This window comes from Sulfurovum aggregans (assembly GCF_055385215.1).
Window position 1 is genome coordinate 1,859,496 of the sequence record NZ_AP042387.1, and the last position, 13,968, is coordinate 1,873,463.

13 protein-coding genes are annotated in these 13,968 nt (G+C 39.3%); 8 read left to right on the forward strand and 5 right to left on the reverse strand.

Features of this window, described 5'->3' with window-relative positions; genetic code table 11:
• Nucleotides 1–2 precede the first annotated feature (2 nt).
• The 6 genes from ACZ48W_RS09555 (at nt 3) to ACZ48W_RS09580 (ending at nt 6,219) form a co-directional block, all read left to right on the forward strand.
• A complete protein-coding gene (locus tag ACZ48W_RS09555) occupies nt 3–1,160 on the forward strand; it encodes a 4Fe-4S dicluster domain-containing protein (protein WP_464828182.1) in 1,158 nt (385 codons plus the stop codon).
• The gene (locus ACZ48W_RS09560) at nt 1,157–1,636 is read left to right on the forward strand and encodes a hypothetical protein (protein WP_464828183.1); all 480 of its coding nucleotides are present in this window, start codon (nt 1,157–1,159) and stop codon (nt 1,634–1,636) included. Before ACZ48W_RS09555 ends, ACZ48W_RS09560 begins: the two co-directional genes overlap by 4 nt.
• The gene (locus tag ACZ48W_RS09565) at nt 1,629–2,090 is read left to right on the forward strand and encodes a hypothetical protein (RefSeq protein WP_464828184.1); all 462 of its coding nucleotides are present in this window, start codon (nt 1,629–1,631) and stop codon (nt 2,088–2,090) included. The genes ACZ48W_RS09560 and ACZ48W_RS09565 overlap by 8 nt, the downstream gene beginning before the upstream one ends.
• A 65-nt stretch (nt 2,091–2,155) precedes the next feature.
• Nucleotides 2,156–3,430 carry a malic enzyme-like NAD(P)-binding protein gene (locus tag ACZ48W_RS09570; RefSeq protein WP_464828185.1) on the forward strand — a complete coding sequence of 425 codons (1,275 nt, stop codon included), beginning with the start codon at nt 2,156–2,158 and terminating at the stop codon, nt 3,428–3,430.
• A 12-nt stretch (nt 3,431–3,442) separates the two neighbouring features.
• Nucleotides 3,443–4,825, forward strand: a complete 1,383-nt coding sequence (locus ACZ48W_RS09575; protein WP_464828186.1) for a DUF2868 domain-containing protein — start codon at nt 3,443–3,445, stop codon at nt 4,823–4,825.
• Nucleotides 4,810–6,219: a DUF3482 domain-containing protein gene (locus ACZ48W_RS09580; protein WP_464828187.1), complete on the forward strand. Its 1,410-nt coding sequence runs from the start codon at nt 4,810–4,812 to the stop codon at nt 6,217–6,219. The genes ACZ48W_RS09575 and ACZ48W_RS09580 overlap by 16 nt, the downstream gene beginning before the upstream one ends.
• Nucleotides 6,220–6,365: 146 nt before the next feature.
• On the opposite strand, the gene ACZ48W_RS09585 is transcribed toward ACZ48W_RS09580, so the two are convergent.
• The 4 genes from ACZ48W_RS09585 to ACZ48W_RS09600 are packed head-to-tail and all read right to left on the reverse strand — an operon-like array spanning nt 6,366 to nt 10,042.
• Nucleotides 6,366–6,857: a phosphatidylglycerophosphatase A family protein gene (locus ACZ48W_RS09585; protein WP_464828188.1), complete on the reverse strand. Its 492-nt coding sequence runs from the start codon at nt 6,855–6,857 to the stop codon at nt 6,366–6,368.
• Nucleotides 6,858–6,865: 8 nt separating this feature from the next.
• A complete protein-coding gene (locus tag ACZ48W_RS09590; RefSeq protein ID WP_464828189.1) occupies nt 6,866–8,065 on the reverse strand; it encodes a sulfate adenylyltransferase in 1,200 nt (399 codons plus the stop codon).
• Nucleotides 8,043–8,924, reverse strand: coding sequence for a response regulator (locus ACZ48W_RS09595; RefSeq protein ID WP_464828190.1), 882 nt, complete (start codon nt 8,922–8,924; stop codon nt 8,043–8,045). Before ACZ48W_RS09595 ends, ACZ48W_RS09590 begins: the two co-directional genes overlap by 23 nt.
• Nucleotides 8,921–10,042 (reverse strand): bifunctional 2-C-methyl-D-erythritol 4-phosphate cytidylyltransferase/2-C-methyl-D-erythritol 2,4-cyclodiphosphate synthase, encoded by a 1,122-nt coding sequence (locus ACZ48W_RS09600; RefSeq protein WP_464828191.1) that lies wholly within the window; start codon nt 10,040–10,042, stop codon nt 8,921–8,923. Before ACZ48W_RS09600 ends, ACZ48W_RS09595 begins: the two co-directional genes overlap by 4 nt.
• Before the next feature lie 168 nt (nt 10,043–10,210).
• Between ACZ48W_RS09600 and ACZ48W_RS09605 the strand changes: the two genes are divergently transcribed.
• A complete protein-coding gene (locus ACZ48W_RS09605) occupies nt 10,211–11,392 on the forward strand; it encodes an Mrp/NBP35 family ATP-binding protein (RefSeq protein ID WP_464828192.1) in 1,182 nt (393 codons plus the stop codon).
• A gap of 162 nt (nt 11,393–11,554) precedes the next feature.
• A complete protein-coding gene (locus ACZ48W_RS09610; protein ID WP_464828193.1) occupies nt 11,555–11,809 on the forward strand; it encodes a hypothetical protein in 255 nt (84 codons plus the stop codon).
• A 740-nt stretch (nt 11,810–12,549) separates the two neighbouring features.
• Here ACZ48W_RS09610 and ACZ48W_RS09615 read toward each other — a convergent pair.
• Nucleotides 12,550–13,890: a KAP family P-loop NTPase fold protein gene (locus tag ACZ48W_RS09615; protein ID WP_464828194.1), complete on the reverse strand. Its 1,341-nt coding sequence runs from the start codon at nt 13,888–13,890 to the stop codon at nt 12,550–12,552.
• Between the last annotated feature and the right edge of the window lie 78 nt (nt 13,891–13,968).

The following is a 13,968-nucleotide window of genomic DNA, read 5'->3' on the forward strand; positions in this document are numbered from 1 at the left end:
CAATGAAGCTGCATTTTGATGTTGCTTCCTGTGTAAGGGCAACGAGCAAATTTTCCCAATGTACCAAGTGTGTGGATGCCTGTCCTGAGAGTATACAGATAGTAGAAAACCTGCCAAGTTTCGCACTCTCTACAGGCGTAGAAGCAGCTGCTTGTGTAGGCGTGTGTCCTACTGAAGCTTTTTCGCTATCAGACTTTTCTGTAACGGAGTTCTTTTTTACCTTTCTTGAGTCAAAAGTAAGACTGATCTCCGCAAAGATCAATGTACCTTGTATTTCTGTTCTGAGTGTAGAGCATCTACTCTCTTTGGCTTTGGCAAGCGATGAGCCTATTACTATTGATATGAACGGCTATGAGAAAGGTACACACCTTTTTGAACAGATCGAGAACCGTATAGAAGAGGCAAACTTTGTACTCTCAAGCTTTTGTGACAAGGTACTTTTGACCAACCATGTAGAAGAAGAGACAACTGATACAAAAGTCTCTGAAGAGAAAACGGTCAGCAGTAGACGAGATTTTTTAAGTGCTGCCTCTGTAAAAGGTGTAGTCAAACATAAAAAAGCCTTTGATGATGCAGTAGATGCAGAAGAATTGCAACACTTTGAGATAGATGCTTCTGTCATTTCCAAGATCAAAGACAAACATCTGCCTGATAAAAGAAAGATACTTTTTACTACATTGAAACGTGTAGGAGTACCAGATGCTTTTGAAGTATTGCCTCAGGAAGAGGTGAGCTTTGTCTCTCAAAAGTTTGTAGATGACAGTTGTACGAACTGTCAGATCTGTTACCGTATCTGTCCGACAGGAGCACTGAGTTCAAATGGTAAATTTTCACTTATCAACTTTGATGCGATGCTTTGCGTGAAGTGTCATCTTTGTCATGATGTATGTGAACCAAACTCCATACAACTTCAAAGTGGATTTGAAATAAAAGAGTTTTTTGAACCGACACAGAGAACACTGGCAACTTTCAACATCAAACGCTGTAATGAGTGTGGTAATAACTTTACTTACACAGGTGGAGAACAGACCTGTCCGCGTTGTCTTGCAGAAGAGGAAGAGGCGATGTTCCTGCATGATAATGCAAAACGTATGAAATCAGTGAGCAGTGAGCAGGTAGCAGGTAGCAGTGAAGATGAGGTAATGAAGGATGAAATATGAAACCTGAAGAGATAAAACCTGATACAGGTCTTTGTACTATCCTTGGGCATAATGCACAAACAGGGTATATGCGCAGGTATTTTAACAAGATCATGAAGCATAACAGTATTAATGCCACAGCTATTGCTTTAAACATCAGCGATGAGCATTTTGATTTTACGATGACCAATGTAGGTCAGTCAAAAGTCGATAAGATGATGATAGAAAGAGAGTTCGCACAAAAAGCCATTGGGTACTGTGACAGTTTGGATGAGGTAAGTCAAAGAGAAGGGCGTGTGGACTTTGTAGAGGTAGAAGCAGGTAAAGTCAAAGGGTTCTGTTTGGAGGATGAAGCGAAAGCATTGTTTGATAAACCGGAGTTCCTGGATGACCAGATACTGTTTGTAGCAAAAATGATGCTTATAGCTCACAGATGGTTTGATGCAAAAATAGATGTGGATGATATTCCACTATTGATAGGAGATAAAAATGAATAATCAAGATATGGAAGAATTAAGAAAAGAATTTGAGAACTTTAAAGCAAATGAGGCTTTGTGTACTGACGGAAGTTGTGAGAGTGAAGAGGGAGGGGATCTTAAAGATTATCCATCCTATACCGAAGTCCTCTATGCAAAACTCATTGCTCCTCATGTAAGCGGTATCTATATTTCACGCTGGGATATTAAAGATATCGCTCTTGAAGCAGGTGATTCTATGGCGATCCATCCTCGTAAACGTATGTTTGAACTTCTTATGAAGTTTGCAACAAGCAAAGAGAATATGCAGTTGGTTCTTGATGCCCTGGAAAAACATATAGAAGAGAAGATCGCTATCTACACAGAGTTGATGCAAAGTTTTCCCCACTCTGTTGAAGTCTTCCAGCCCAAGATCGATAAAGCCAGAAAAACGATGAAACTTTTCCCTCAGATCATTGAAGAGTATTTTGCATAGAATATAGAGTTTCCCTTAACATAGTTGCAGTATAATATTTTATATCAGTATTACAAAGGTTGACTATGTCAGAAATAACCAAAAAAAAAGTATTAGCATATCATAAACAGGGGAAAATAGGTATTGAATTGACCAAACCCTGTGACTCCCAACATGAACTCTCTCTTGCGTACACTCCCGGGGTAGCCATCCCCTGTCTTGAAATAGCCAGAGACGAGAATCTCTCTTTTGAATATACCAACCGTGCGAACCTTGTTGCTGTTGTCTCTGACGGTACAGCAGTACTGGGTCTTGGAGACATCGGTCCGCTTGCTTCCAAACCTGTGATGGAAGGGAAATCGGTACTCTTTAAAAAGTTTGCCAATGTGGATGCCTTTGACATTGAACTGGATGTACACAGTGTAGAGGAGATCGTTGCAACCTGTAAGGCCATCGCCCCTACATTCGGGGGTATCAACCTTGAAGATATAAAAGCACCCAAATGTTTTGAGATAGAACGCATACTTAAAGAAGAACTGGATATCCCTGTATTTCATGATGACCAGCATGGTACAGCTATTATTACTACGGCCGGACTGATGAATGTACTGGAGCTTACAGGTAAAACAGTGGATGAGATCAAAATAGTGATCAATGGAGCAGGTGCAGCAGGTATTTCATGTGCGAAGATGTATCAGGATTTAGGGGTAAAACATATTATCATGTGTGACTCCAAAGGGGTCATCAATACAAACAGAACAGATCTTAACAAGTATAAAATGCCTTTTGCTGTTGAGACGGCAGCAACTAATCTTTATGAAGCGATCGAAGGGGCAGATATGTTCCTGGGACTGAGTGTCGCAGGAGCACTCACAAAAGAGATGGTAGTAAAGATGGCACCCCGTCCGGTAATATTTGCTTTGGCAAACCCTGTACCGGAGATACTCCCGGAGGAGATCAAGGAGGTAAGGGATGATGCCATTATTGCAACAGGGCGTTCGGATTATCCTAATCAAACGAATAATGTACTTGGTTTTCCTTTTATCTTCAGAGGGGCTTTGGATGTCAGAGCCAAAAAGATCACTGAGGGTATGAAAATGGCAGCAGCCAAAGCACTTGCAGCTTTGGCAAAAGAACCTGTACCATATTATGTCAAAGCTGCGTATCATAATGACCATATCGCGTATGGGACAGAACATATCATCCCTCTTCCGTTCAATAAAGAGGCACTGATCTGGGTAGCTTCTGCAGTTGCGAAAACAGCATTTGAAGAAGGTGTGGCACGTGTGGAAAGCTATGATGATAAAGCCTATAAAGAGAAGTTGAGATGTATCATTTATGGTTGTCCTGAAGAGGAATAATATTAAGAAAATATGAATTTTAAATCTTATTTGAATCTTTATGAGCTGTTACAAGATGATACTTCTTCCCGAGAAGAGAGACGTGCCTTTGGTTTATCTCATATCATGGTGAAAAACAGACCCCTAGAGCAACTTTGTGTATGGACCGATACCTATAAGAATAGATTGAAAAAACCTCTCCTCAGTGAAATTTTTTCTTCCTATCTCTATGGTATAACATTGAGTCTGGTACTTGTTTCTTTTATTTTCGGTATCGTATCCGGAGTGATCCTGCTAAGCTATAGCGGACATGAACCTGTGAATGTTGTCTATTTTATGGCTATGGTCATTTTCTTCCCGCTTTTAACGATGGCACTGGCACTGGTCTCTATGTTCAAAGCACATAGTGCCCGGAGTGTTTTGGTCCATCTTTCTCCGGCATACTGGATGGAGAAGATCATAAGGCTGTTGCCGGGTAAAGTACAGGAGCATATAAAGAGACTCAAGATAAACCCTTTGCTTTCCAATTGGATCATCATTAAGCGTTCACAACTTATTGCTTTGTTTTTTTCGATAGGTCTATTGACAGCACTTTTGGCTATGGTCATAACAAAAGATATTGCTTTTTCCTGGAGTACTACACTCCATATCATGCCCGAGTCATTTCATAGTTTTTTAAATACTTTGGCTTTCCCCTGGAGAGAGTGGTTCCCTTCAGCGGTCCCCTCTTTGGAACTTATAGAACAGAGCCACTATTTCAGATTGGGAGATAAGCTTAGTGAAGAGATGATACAACATGCTTCAAAGCTTGGAGAGTGGTGGAAGTTCTTGGCTTTTGCAACACTTTTTTATGCCATTATTTTGCGTCTGTTGATGTATTTTATAGCTTCTGTCGGGTTGAAGTATGCTCTTAAAAAATCATTTTTGACATTAAAAGGTGTCCGTCAACTGCTTCGTGATATGAATGAACCTATGATCTCTACACATGCCTGCAGCAGTGAAGAGCGTTTTGTATCTTCTTCTGATGATACAATACAAACAACAGATAAACTGGATGCTTCCTATGATACGGTACAAGGTTGGGCCATACCGAAAAGAGAGTTGTCTGTACTGAATGACGGTATGCAGATCATTACTCCAAACCTTTTTGAAGTCGGTGGAGGAAATACCCTGGAAGAAGACAGAGAGATCATCAATAAAAGTTATGGTGAAGTGTTGCTGTATGTAAAAGCATGGGAACCGCCTACAATGGATTTCATGGATTATCTCGAATGGCTTCTGGCAAAGGTGGATAAAGTGGTCGTTGCTCCTGTCGGTACACAGAAAGAGGGGTATAAAGCTTCAGCTAAAGCTGTTGAGATATGGAAAAATAAGCTATCACTTTTAAAAGAGGATAGAGTATGGCTGAAAAAATGACACATACGTATCCGAAATTTGCTGTGGTCGGACATCCGAACAAAGGAAAAAGTTCCATTGTCTCATCACTGGCCCTTGATGATTCTGTACAGATATCAGATACACCGGGAACTACAATAAAAAAACGAAGTTTTCCTTTAAAAGTGGATGGGAAAGTACTTTACGAACTTTTTGATACACCGGGTTTCCAACGTGCCAGAGGGGTATTGGCTTGGCTGGAACAGCATGATGTCAGTGCTCACAGGAAACATGAAGTAGTACAAATGTTCATCAATGAACATAAAGACAATCCGCGTTTCAATGATGAGATAGAACTGCTTGAGCCTATTATGGCCGGTGCCGGTATCATCTATGTTGTAGATGGGTCCAAGCCATATGGTGAAGAGTATGAAACTGAGATGGAGATACTGCGATGGACAGGTCAACCCTCTATGGCGCTCATCAACCATATTGATGAGGATGACTATAGCGAAGAGTGGAAGCGGGCATTGGAACACTATTTTAAAATGGTACGTACCTATAATCCCATGCATCCGAGCCTGGAGCAGCATATAGGTATATTGGAGAGTATGGCACAGTTGAAAGAGGAGTGGATAAAACCTGTAAAAGCATCTATTAAACTTTTTGAACGTTATCAGGAACAGAGGCTGGAACAAAGCAGTAGAATTATTGCAAAACTCCTGTATGATGCTTTAAGCTATATAGAGAATCTCTCTTTTTTATCAGAAAAAGCGACGACTGATGATGAGGAAATATTGGAACAGAATTACAAGAATCGACTTCGTCAATTTGAAATAAGAGCACAAAAAGAGATAGAGAAAATATGGAATCATGATCACCTGAAAAAAGAAGAAGTGCTTCTGACCTTTGAAGGCATGGACCTTTTTTCCAAAGAGTCTGCATCCGTGTTCGGACTTACACGTAAAGAACTTATCGTTACCGGTGCAACAAGCGGTGCTGTGACAGGTGCAGGAGTGGATCTTCTTCTGGCTGGTACTACATTGCTCATAGGAGGTGCTATAGGTGCCTTGGTAGGCGGAGTAGGTGCATGCGTTGGATTTAATGAACTTTCAGAGGTAAAAGTACTGGGCCAGACACTGGGTAAACGATATTTGGAAATGGGGCCGATGAAGAACAGGAACTTTCCCTATATTCTGCTTGGACGGATCCTTTATCATACGACTCAGGTGGCTGCACTTTCACATGCAGCAAGAGAACGTATGAAAATAGCTGTGGATAGTACTTTTAAAAAGAAATGGCTGGATGATGACTTGAAAAAGTCTCTGGAAAAGTATCATAGCAAATTCCGTTCCGGTGATGAGGTAAAGATAGAGGACATGCAAGACTATGAAGCATATATCAAATCTGTTTTAAAGCATCTGTTGCATGTCTAAACGTAATCGGTTTAGATATCTGTATAGAGACGGTGAAGACAGAAAACAGGTATTACACGCTTTGTGGCATATCTGATCATGATCGTATCAGTGATAGGGATGATCTTTGATCTGTTTTCAGATCAAAGAAAAAAAATATAAAAATATTAAAAAAGTTTTGCTATACCCATAAGGATAACAACAGTTAAAAGCCCACCCGCGATCCCAGCAAGTACATCATCAAGCATGACTCCCAGACCACCTTTAAGCTCTCTGTCTATCCAACCTATAGTAGAAGGCTTCCAGATATCAAAGAGACGGAATGCCGCAAAGCTGAATACTATAGCAAGTATTTCTGTATAAGGGTAGTTCATGGTAACAGCGGTGGAATAGGCTATCATAAGACTGAGCCACATACCTGCTGCTTCGTCGATGACGATCTCTTGTTGGTCGTGGATGCCGGTGGCTTTTTCATATTTGTTTATCTCAAAGATACCGATGATGGTGATGGCAAGGGTAAGCATGAAGAGTGACTCCATACCGAGATAATAAAGGACAGCAAGTCCAACAGGTAGTGAAGCGAGTGTACCTACAGTACCGGGTGCTTTGGGGCTGAGTCCTGCTCCGAAAAAAGTTAAAAAAAGTTTTTGAATAGTCATAGGTGTCCTTATGTCAGGGATGATGTCTGGTAAAGTTCTATTAACTTCAAGTAGAACTGTTCTTCACTCTGTTGTTCAAGCAGACCGGAACCAGGCATAAGAGAGTAATGCATCTCCTGCAGATTTTCAAATCTTTCCGGGAAAAGGGCAGCAAGGATATTCGCCGATACTTCTTTTCTTACTAAAATAGGAGGAGGAATAAGCCCGCTTTGGATGAGTTTCATAATGGATTCAGAGTGATAGTGTACATGATGATGCTGTCCATGCGGACAGGTTTGTGTACTCACAAGTGTTCTGCAGGTATCACAGTAGACATACTCATCGATAGTTTTAATATCTATATCAATGTTCTTACAGTGGTCAAAAACAGAATTGAGTCGGTTTTTATCATAATAGAGCCCCAGACCACCATGGTTCTTCCCTACGATAAGCTGACTGCAACCATAGTTTTTTGCCAAAATAGCATCCAGAATAAGTTCATTATATCCTGCAAAGATATAAGAGTTCTCGAAAGGGATGATCAGGACCTTGTTTCGTGGTAGAAAGTTATCTACAAAAGTGGATAAAGCATTATGGCGTATGTCATAACGTAAACCTTCAGAGGTGAAAGGTTTACGTAAAAAGATGATCAGCAGATCAGAAGTACTGATGGCTTGACGGATCATTCTTTCATGGGCACGGTTGAAGGGATTGGCAGCCAGCATCAGGGAAGAGATGAATTTGGCACCGGTCTTGGTGATCATATTCTTAATACGTTTTATATTGTCAGTAATAAGAGGATATTCTACCGTGTATTCTCCACATACGGCAATATCTCCGAGTCTGGCAATTGTATTCTTTACTCCGGGATGGGAAAGGTCACTGCTGCCATAGATATTGTAAAGACGTTGTTGAGGATCTATGGGAAATGTTTCATCCACAATGAGTTCACCGACTTTTTTATGGCCATTGATGAGCTCAACTTTGTCACCTTTTTTCAGGGTCTTAAGTATTTTCCTGTTTCGTTCACCCTTTGGAGCAAGAATAAAAGCAAAAGGAAAAGGAACACCTTTGTAGAACTTGGTTCTATCCACCTCTTTGGCTTCTTCCTCATTCATAAGCTTGTCGACAGGAGTGATCAGACCGGCTTTGACAAGTGCCAGTGTAGAGAGAGCTTCTGTATCGATATAGAGAGAGAAGTTATCTTTATTTCTTTTTGAAGAGTCCATACTTTTTCCTTTTTTCCCATAAACTTTTTCTTGAGATACCTAATTTTTTAGAGAGTTCCGTATCAGGGAATTTATACTGAAAACTGTTGACGATGAATTTGACATAATCATCTATGGTCAATATCTCATTTTGATCATAGAGTTTGGAATCGGTATTGAGTGTGATCGTTGTGAAATCTGTCTCCAGCTCAGAGGTAGTGCATAAAATAAAGTCATAACCGTTCAGCAGGAGTAAAAGGTGTTCCCTCTCTGTCTTTTTGAGAGTATGGATTTCAGTGATATAGAGTAGTGACCTTGCACCGGCGTTAGCTATTTTCTCCCTCCACTCTTTATCTCCCAATGGTACAAAAGTCAATAATTTGTTGTTGTTCTGTGCATATTCAAAGACTATTTTATCAACAAGTCTTTGGTAATTGGTTTGGATCACAAGAGGGGTAGTGAGTTTTTCTGAATTGAAATCTGTTTTTATCTCTTGAAGTAGATTTTTCATATATTCCTGATAAAGCAGTGTATGCTTTTTAAGATCCTGGTACTCCTGATAGTGCTCGATCTTACGTAATAATTCTTCTATCATAAATGGCTTAACGATGTAGTCTTTTGCCCCAAGCTTTAAGGGTTCACCTACAGTATCATTATTGATGTAACTTACCATTAAAATAATAATTTTGTCTTTAAATTGTGTGATGAGTGGTGCAGTGTTCTGTCCCGGCAGGTTTGTTGAGAGCAGATAGACATCACCATTACTGTTCATTGACTCTTTTATAGAGCTGAAGATTTCTGTTTCAAATCCGTTTTCGCCAAGTTTAGATGCGATACTTTGTGCCAGGTAGAGTTCGTTTTCTACAATGATGATTTTCATATGTGTTTCCAGTTAAAATAAGTTAAATTTGCTACGGCGTGAACGGTTACACCCTCTTTCCTCCCTACAAATCCGAGTTTTTCGGCAGTAGTGGCTTTGATGTTCACAAAGTTCTGTCTGATACCCAGTAAAGAAGCGATCGTTTTACGCATTTCTTTTTTATAAGGAAGTATCCTGGGTGCCTGTGCCAGAATAGTAAGATCGATATTACCGATCTCATATCCATGTGTTTTGAGTTTGTTGACGGTATCTGTGAGCAGTTTTTTGGAGTCGATGCCTTCATAACTTTCATCTGTATCAGGATAGAGTTCACCAATATCCCCCATGCCGGCCGCCCCAAGTAAAGCATCGATCAGTGCATGGATGGCGACATCACCGTCACTATGTGCTTTAAATCCATAGCCAACGTCGATCTTTATTCCACAGAGGAACATCTCTTTATTCTCCTCAAAAGGATGGATATCCAGACCAAAACCGGTAAGTGTCCTGGCGGAAGGCGCCTGGATACAGGAGAGTTTTTGCAGATCCGCAATGGTAGTAAGTTTATGGGCCCCTACAGAACCCTCTACAAAATGTACTTTTCCACCTATAGCTGCAACTGCTGAACTGTCGTCTGTAAAGAGTTGTTCAGTTTCCAATGCCTTTTTGAGTGTTTTGGTAACACTCAGTTGAGGTGTCTGAATGATCTTTGCTTTTTCCCTGTCTATGGGAGAATCATCCAAATAGAGTGTATCTGTAACAGAAAGTACGGGAACAATGCAGCTTGCTTTTTCCTTTGCAGCCAGGATACGTTCTATCATATCTCCAGGTACACAACATCTGGCAATGTCACTTACCAGTACATGGTCTGAAGTCACATGCCGTAGAGCATTACTCAGAGAAGCCTGTCTGGAATCTCCGCCTTCAACATAGGTATAGTCGGCAAATTTTTTCATAAGTGTGATATCTTCGGCAGAAGAGACAATAATAACCTGTGTAAAATCGGCAATCTTTTCAAAGTGTTCAGATACATATAACCATAAAGGTGTATCGTTCGTATAGAGCCACTGTTTCTTAACATTGCATTTAAATCGTGTAGAGTTACCTGCTCCTAAAAGTATTAAAGTTATGTCTAACAAGATGGACCCCTGTGTGTATCATATAGTAACGGATTATACATTCAGCTAGCTTGATAGTTTCTTTAATCAGATAAATCTACTCCTATTTGAAAGAAAATAGAGAATTTAAATTTAATTTAAGATTTGAGTGGTATAACTCTTATACAAATCATATTTAGGAACAATATTATGACAGAAGAAAATGTATTAGAAGCACTGAAAAATGTAACGTATCCGGGATTTACGAAAGATATCGTAACTTTCGGATTTGTAAAAGATGTGACAGTAGACGGATTAAATGTATCTTTGACCATTGATATTACATCGTCAGCAGATGAGGTAAAAGCACAGCTTACAGATGAAGCGACAACCGAACTTAAAAAGCTTGGATTCACAAATGTGAATATTAATGTAACTGCTCCTCAGGCACCAAAGCAAATGTCCAACTCAATGAGTGGTAAAAATATCGCTCCTCATGTAAAGAACTTTGTAATGGTAAGTTCAGGAAAAGGTGGGGTTGGTAAATCAACCACATCAGTAAACTTGGCAATTGCAATGGCAATGCAGGGTAAAAAAGTAGGTCTTCTTGATGCGGATATCTATGGACCGAATATCCCTCGGATGATGGGTGTAGCAGATCAAAAACCAGAGATCCAAGGAAATAAAGTACTTCCTCTTAAAGCGTATGGTGTTGAGATTATGTCTATGGGGTCATTGATGGAGCCGGGGCAATCTCTTATCTGGAGAGGTTCGATGATCATGAAAGCGATCGAGCAGTTCCTTAGAGATATTCTTTGGTCTGAGCTGGATGTATTGGTGATCGATATGCCTCCCGGAACAGGTGATGCACAGCTCACACTTGCACAATCTGTACCTGTAACAGCAGGTATTACGGTAACAACGCCTCAGGAAGTATCTCTTGATGACAGTAGAAGATCTTTGGATATGTTCCAAAAACTTCACATTCCTACTGCAGGTATCATTGAGAACATGAGTGGATTTATCTGCCCTTCATGTGATACTGAGTCTGACATTTTTGGTATGGGAACAACTGAACCTGTAGCAAAAGAGTATGATACAAACGTGATCGCTCGTATACCGATAGAACCGGCAATTAGAGTAGGTGGTGATACAGGAATGCCGGTAACTTACCATAAACCGGATTCTGAGACAGCTAAACGTTACCAGAAAGCTGCATCTGATCTTCTTGCCTTTATAGATAAGGTCAATGCAGAAGGCGGAGCAGACAATCAGGCGATCCAGCCAACCACACCTCCGGGCGTAAGTGCCTGCAGTACAGGTGCAGGTGCTGCTTCAGCTCCGGCACAGGAAGGACATTCCCATTCAGGTGGAGGATGTGGCTGTAGCTAAGAGACTAATTATAAGTTGACTTTTCATCATCCTCGGGTTTGCACCCAAGGGTAATTCCTCCCTGTGGTCACGGCACCCGGGGATCCACAATTCAATTCCCCTATTCACTCATAATCCCAATTTAGATACAATACAAAAAATATTACATATTAGGATATCCTTATGACATCAGCAGACAAATTAAAAAATCTTTTAGAATTAGAAATTATTCCAGACCTGGAAGCAGCAATAGATGAACTATTTGCAGTTATTGACAAGGCAAAATCAGCATCCAAAGAGCAGAAAGATGATCTTGAAGAGATGCGTGAGATGCGTACAGAGTGCTTTGCTATTGTTGAAGAGCTTAAACGCGGAGAGCTGGAAGAAGATGAAGTCGAAGAGCTTTTAGCTGAACTTGTAGAGATGAAAAGCGTATAATAAACGATAACTTCTTATCGTTTATAGCTTTGAAACCGAAATGGTCGGAGCGTATGCGTAGCCATGCAGGCGAAACAGAAGAGTGATCCTTTCCTCGTTCCCATCGTCTGAGACTGTGAAAGAACCCATGGAAGTGGAGACTTCAGTCCCACCAAAAAGCTTTTTTGCCTAAAAAAGTTTGTATTTAATGGAAAATATTACTTTTTCTGTCAAAATAACCTAATAATATGCAAATATTTGGGTGAGGCTGAAGCCTTCACTTCCGAGGTACCTAGTTCTTTCACAGTCTCAGACGATGGGAACGAGGAAACTTTTTTGTTATGTGTTTGATTTACGATATGAATAACTGCCAGATGTGATTGACGAATGCAGATAGATCAAACTTTTTTGACTCATTAATAGTAAACCAGAGGAAAACCAAGAAACCTACCACTACTATGGCAAAGTTAATAATTGAGGCAAGCTCTTTAGTATTTGCAAATAGTTTGGTTACCTTAGCTCTAAACCAAAGCTCAATTGCCTTATTGATGACTGGGGACACAAACAAGATTACGGTAGCGAGAAATATTAGGGTGCCACCCGTTGTTTCAACTCCCCCATTTCGAGCACTCCACAATAAAAGGCCATAGAAAAGTAAAAACACGAGTGCAAGAATCAGGAATACTTCAAATATTATCTTTAGCTTCATCAGTAAATGTATCTTTCTTTATACATATTGGCTCCTACGTTTTGTTAAACACTTATTTGTTTTCCATGGTTTTTAGCATATTAGCAACTTTTACTAATAAGCCTGTACTATCGTAAGAATGTCTATTTCTCTCAATTTGTTTTTCTTCTATCATTTGCTTACGTGTGTCCTCATCAGCAAAATCAAACTTTATAACTTTATTCATATACTCAATGTATCCGTAGTTGCTTGTAATGTCTTTCTTGACTTCAAGCCCAGTTTCTTTCAATAAATCTGCATAATTAATATTATTATTTGAAACTTCATTGAAAATATTTGGTGAAGATACTTTCAAGTAACAAATAAATGCAATTGCAATTTGGTAATCGAAAGAATATTCAGACTTTTCTATCATATTGTGTATAATTGCGACATATGACAAAATTCTTTCCATTTCTCTATAGGAAGGTTTTTTTAATTTAATGAGTTCTATTAACAGTTTGAATAATTCCTTATTTTGGAATTTTTCATCATCTTCGAGCATAGAGTATAATGCATACTTAAAGTATTTTTCCCCATGATCATCATAATCAGTTGTTTCTCTAGGAATCGACAACCATAAGTTGACAAATTTCTGCAAATATAAAGATGCATTCACATCATTGCCATATCTGGCTTTGACAGAAGCTTCTAGCTGATTTCTATTTAATACAAGAAGAAAGGTAATTCCTTTAACTGAAAATATATGTTTTATTTGTTCAATAAGTTCAAGTGCAAAGTCAGGTCTACATCGGTCTAGCTCATCAATAATAAAAATTATTGGATTTCCATTGCCTTGCTCTTCTGCTATTACTTGCAAGTACGATTTAAAGTGCTGAAGTGCTGACTTGTCTTTTTTATTATTCTCTAATCTATCTGCAATGATATTATCGACTTGATCAGCTATTAATGTTGAAACTTCTTTGTCTACTGAATCTATAATTGAACCATTAAGTAAACCTCCAGTTGCAGCACGTATACCTATTTTTAATGCCCCTCTAGTCATTGATTTAATAGCATCGCCTGCTTTTTCTTTAAACTCTTTTTTCTTTTCGTCATCTTCTTCACTGAGTAAGTCATACATTTCTGCTGTTAGAGCTAGAAAAGGATCTTTCTGATAATCATTGGCAAATGCATCGAAGTAAATAGTTTTAAATTTCTTTTCTCTATGACTTTCTACATGACCTTGCCACATTTTTATAAATGTACTTTTGCCCTCACCCCATGGAGCATCTAAGGCAATGACTATATCATCTTGTGAATTTTCAAATAGATTTGCTAATCTTTCACCAAAGTTTATACGATTGAAAATATCTTTTTCAGATGAAAAACCTTCTTCTCTTGATATTTCAATTTGTGGTGCTGTAAGTCTCATGTATATCCTTTGGTTTTAGCATATTTAATTGATGTATAATGTTTGTCTTGAGAAATAGGAATCCCTGCTAGGGTTCCT

Excerpts from the sequence above, each read along its gene's own strand:
- ACZ48W_RS09570 (WP_464828185.1), top strand. The coding sequence starts at position 2,156 with ATGTCAGAAATAACCAAAAAAAAAGTATTAGCATATCATAAACAGGGG.
- ACZ48W_RS09610 (WP_464828193.1), top strand. The coding sequence starts at position 11,555 with ATGACATCAGCAGACAAATTAAAAAATCTTTTAGAATTAGAAATTATT.
- ACZ48W_RS09565 (WP_464828184.1), top strand. The coding sequence starts at position 1,629 with ATGAATAATCAAGATATGGAAGAATTAAGAAAAGAATTTGAGAACTTT.
- ACZ48W_RS09615 (WP_464828194.1), bottom strand. The coding sequence starts at position 13,890 with ATGAGACTTACAGCACCACAAATTGAAATATCAAGAGAAGAAGGTTTT.
- ACZ48W_RS09580 (WP_464828187.1), top strand. The coding sequence starts at position 4,810 with ATGGCTGAAAAAATGACACATACGTATCCGAAATTTGCTGTGGTCGGA.
- ACZ48W_RS09555 (WP_464828182.1), top strand. The coding sequence starts at position 3 with ATGAAGCTGCATTTTGATGTTGCTTCCTGTGTAAGGGCAACGAGCAAA.
- ACZ48W_RS09605 (WP_464828192.1), top strand. The coding sequence starts at position 10,211 with ATGACAGAAGAAAATGTATTAGAAGCACTGAAAAATGTAACGTATCCG.
- ACZ48W_RS09560 (WP_464828183.1), top strand. The coding sequence starts at position 1,157 with ATGAAACCTGAAGAGATAAAACCTGATACAGGTCTTTGTACTATCCTT.
- ACZ48W_RS09575 (WP_464828186.1), top strand. The coding sequence starts at position 3,443 with ATGAATTTTAAATCTTATTTGAATCTTTATGAGCTGTTACAAGATGAT.
- ACZ48W_RS09595 (WP_464828190.1), bottom strand. The coding sequence starts at position 8,924 with ATGAAAATCATCATTGTAGAAAACGAACTCTACCTGGCACAAAGTATC.
- ACZ48W_RS09585 (WP_464828188.1), bottom strand. The coding sequence starts at position 6,857 with ATGACTATTCAAAAACTTTTTTTAACTTTTTTCGGAGCAGGACTCAGC.
- ACZ48W_RS09590 (WP_464828189.1), bottom strand. The coding sequence starts at position 8,065 with ATGGACTCTTCAAAAAGAAATAAAGATAACTTCTCTCTCTATATCGAT.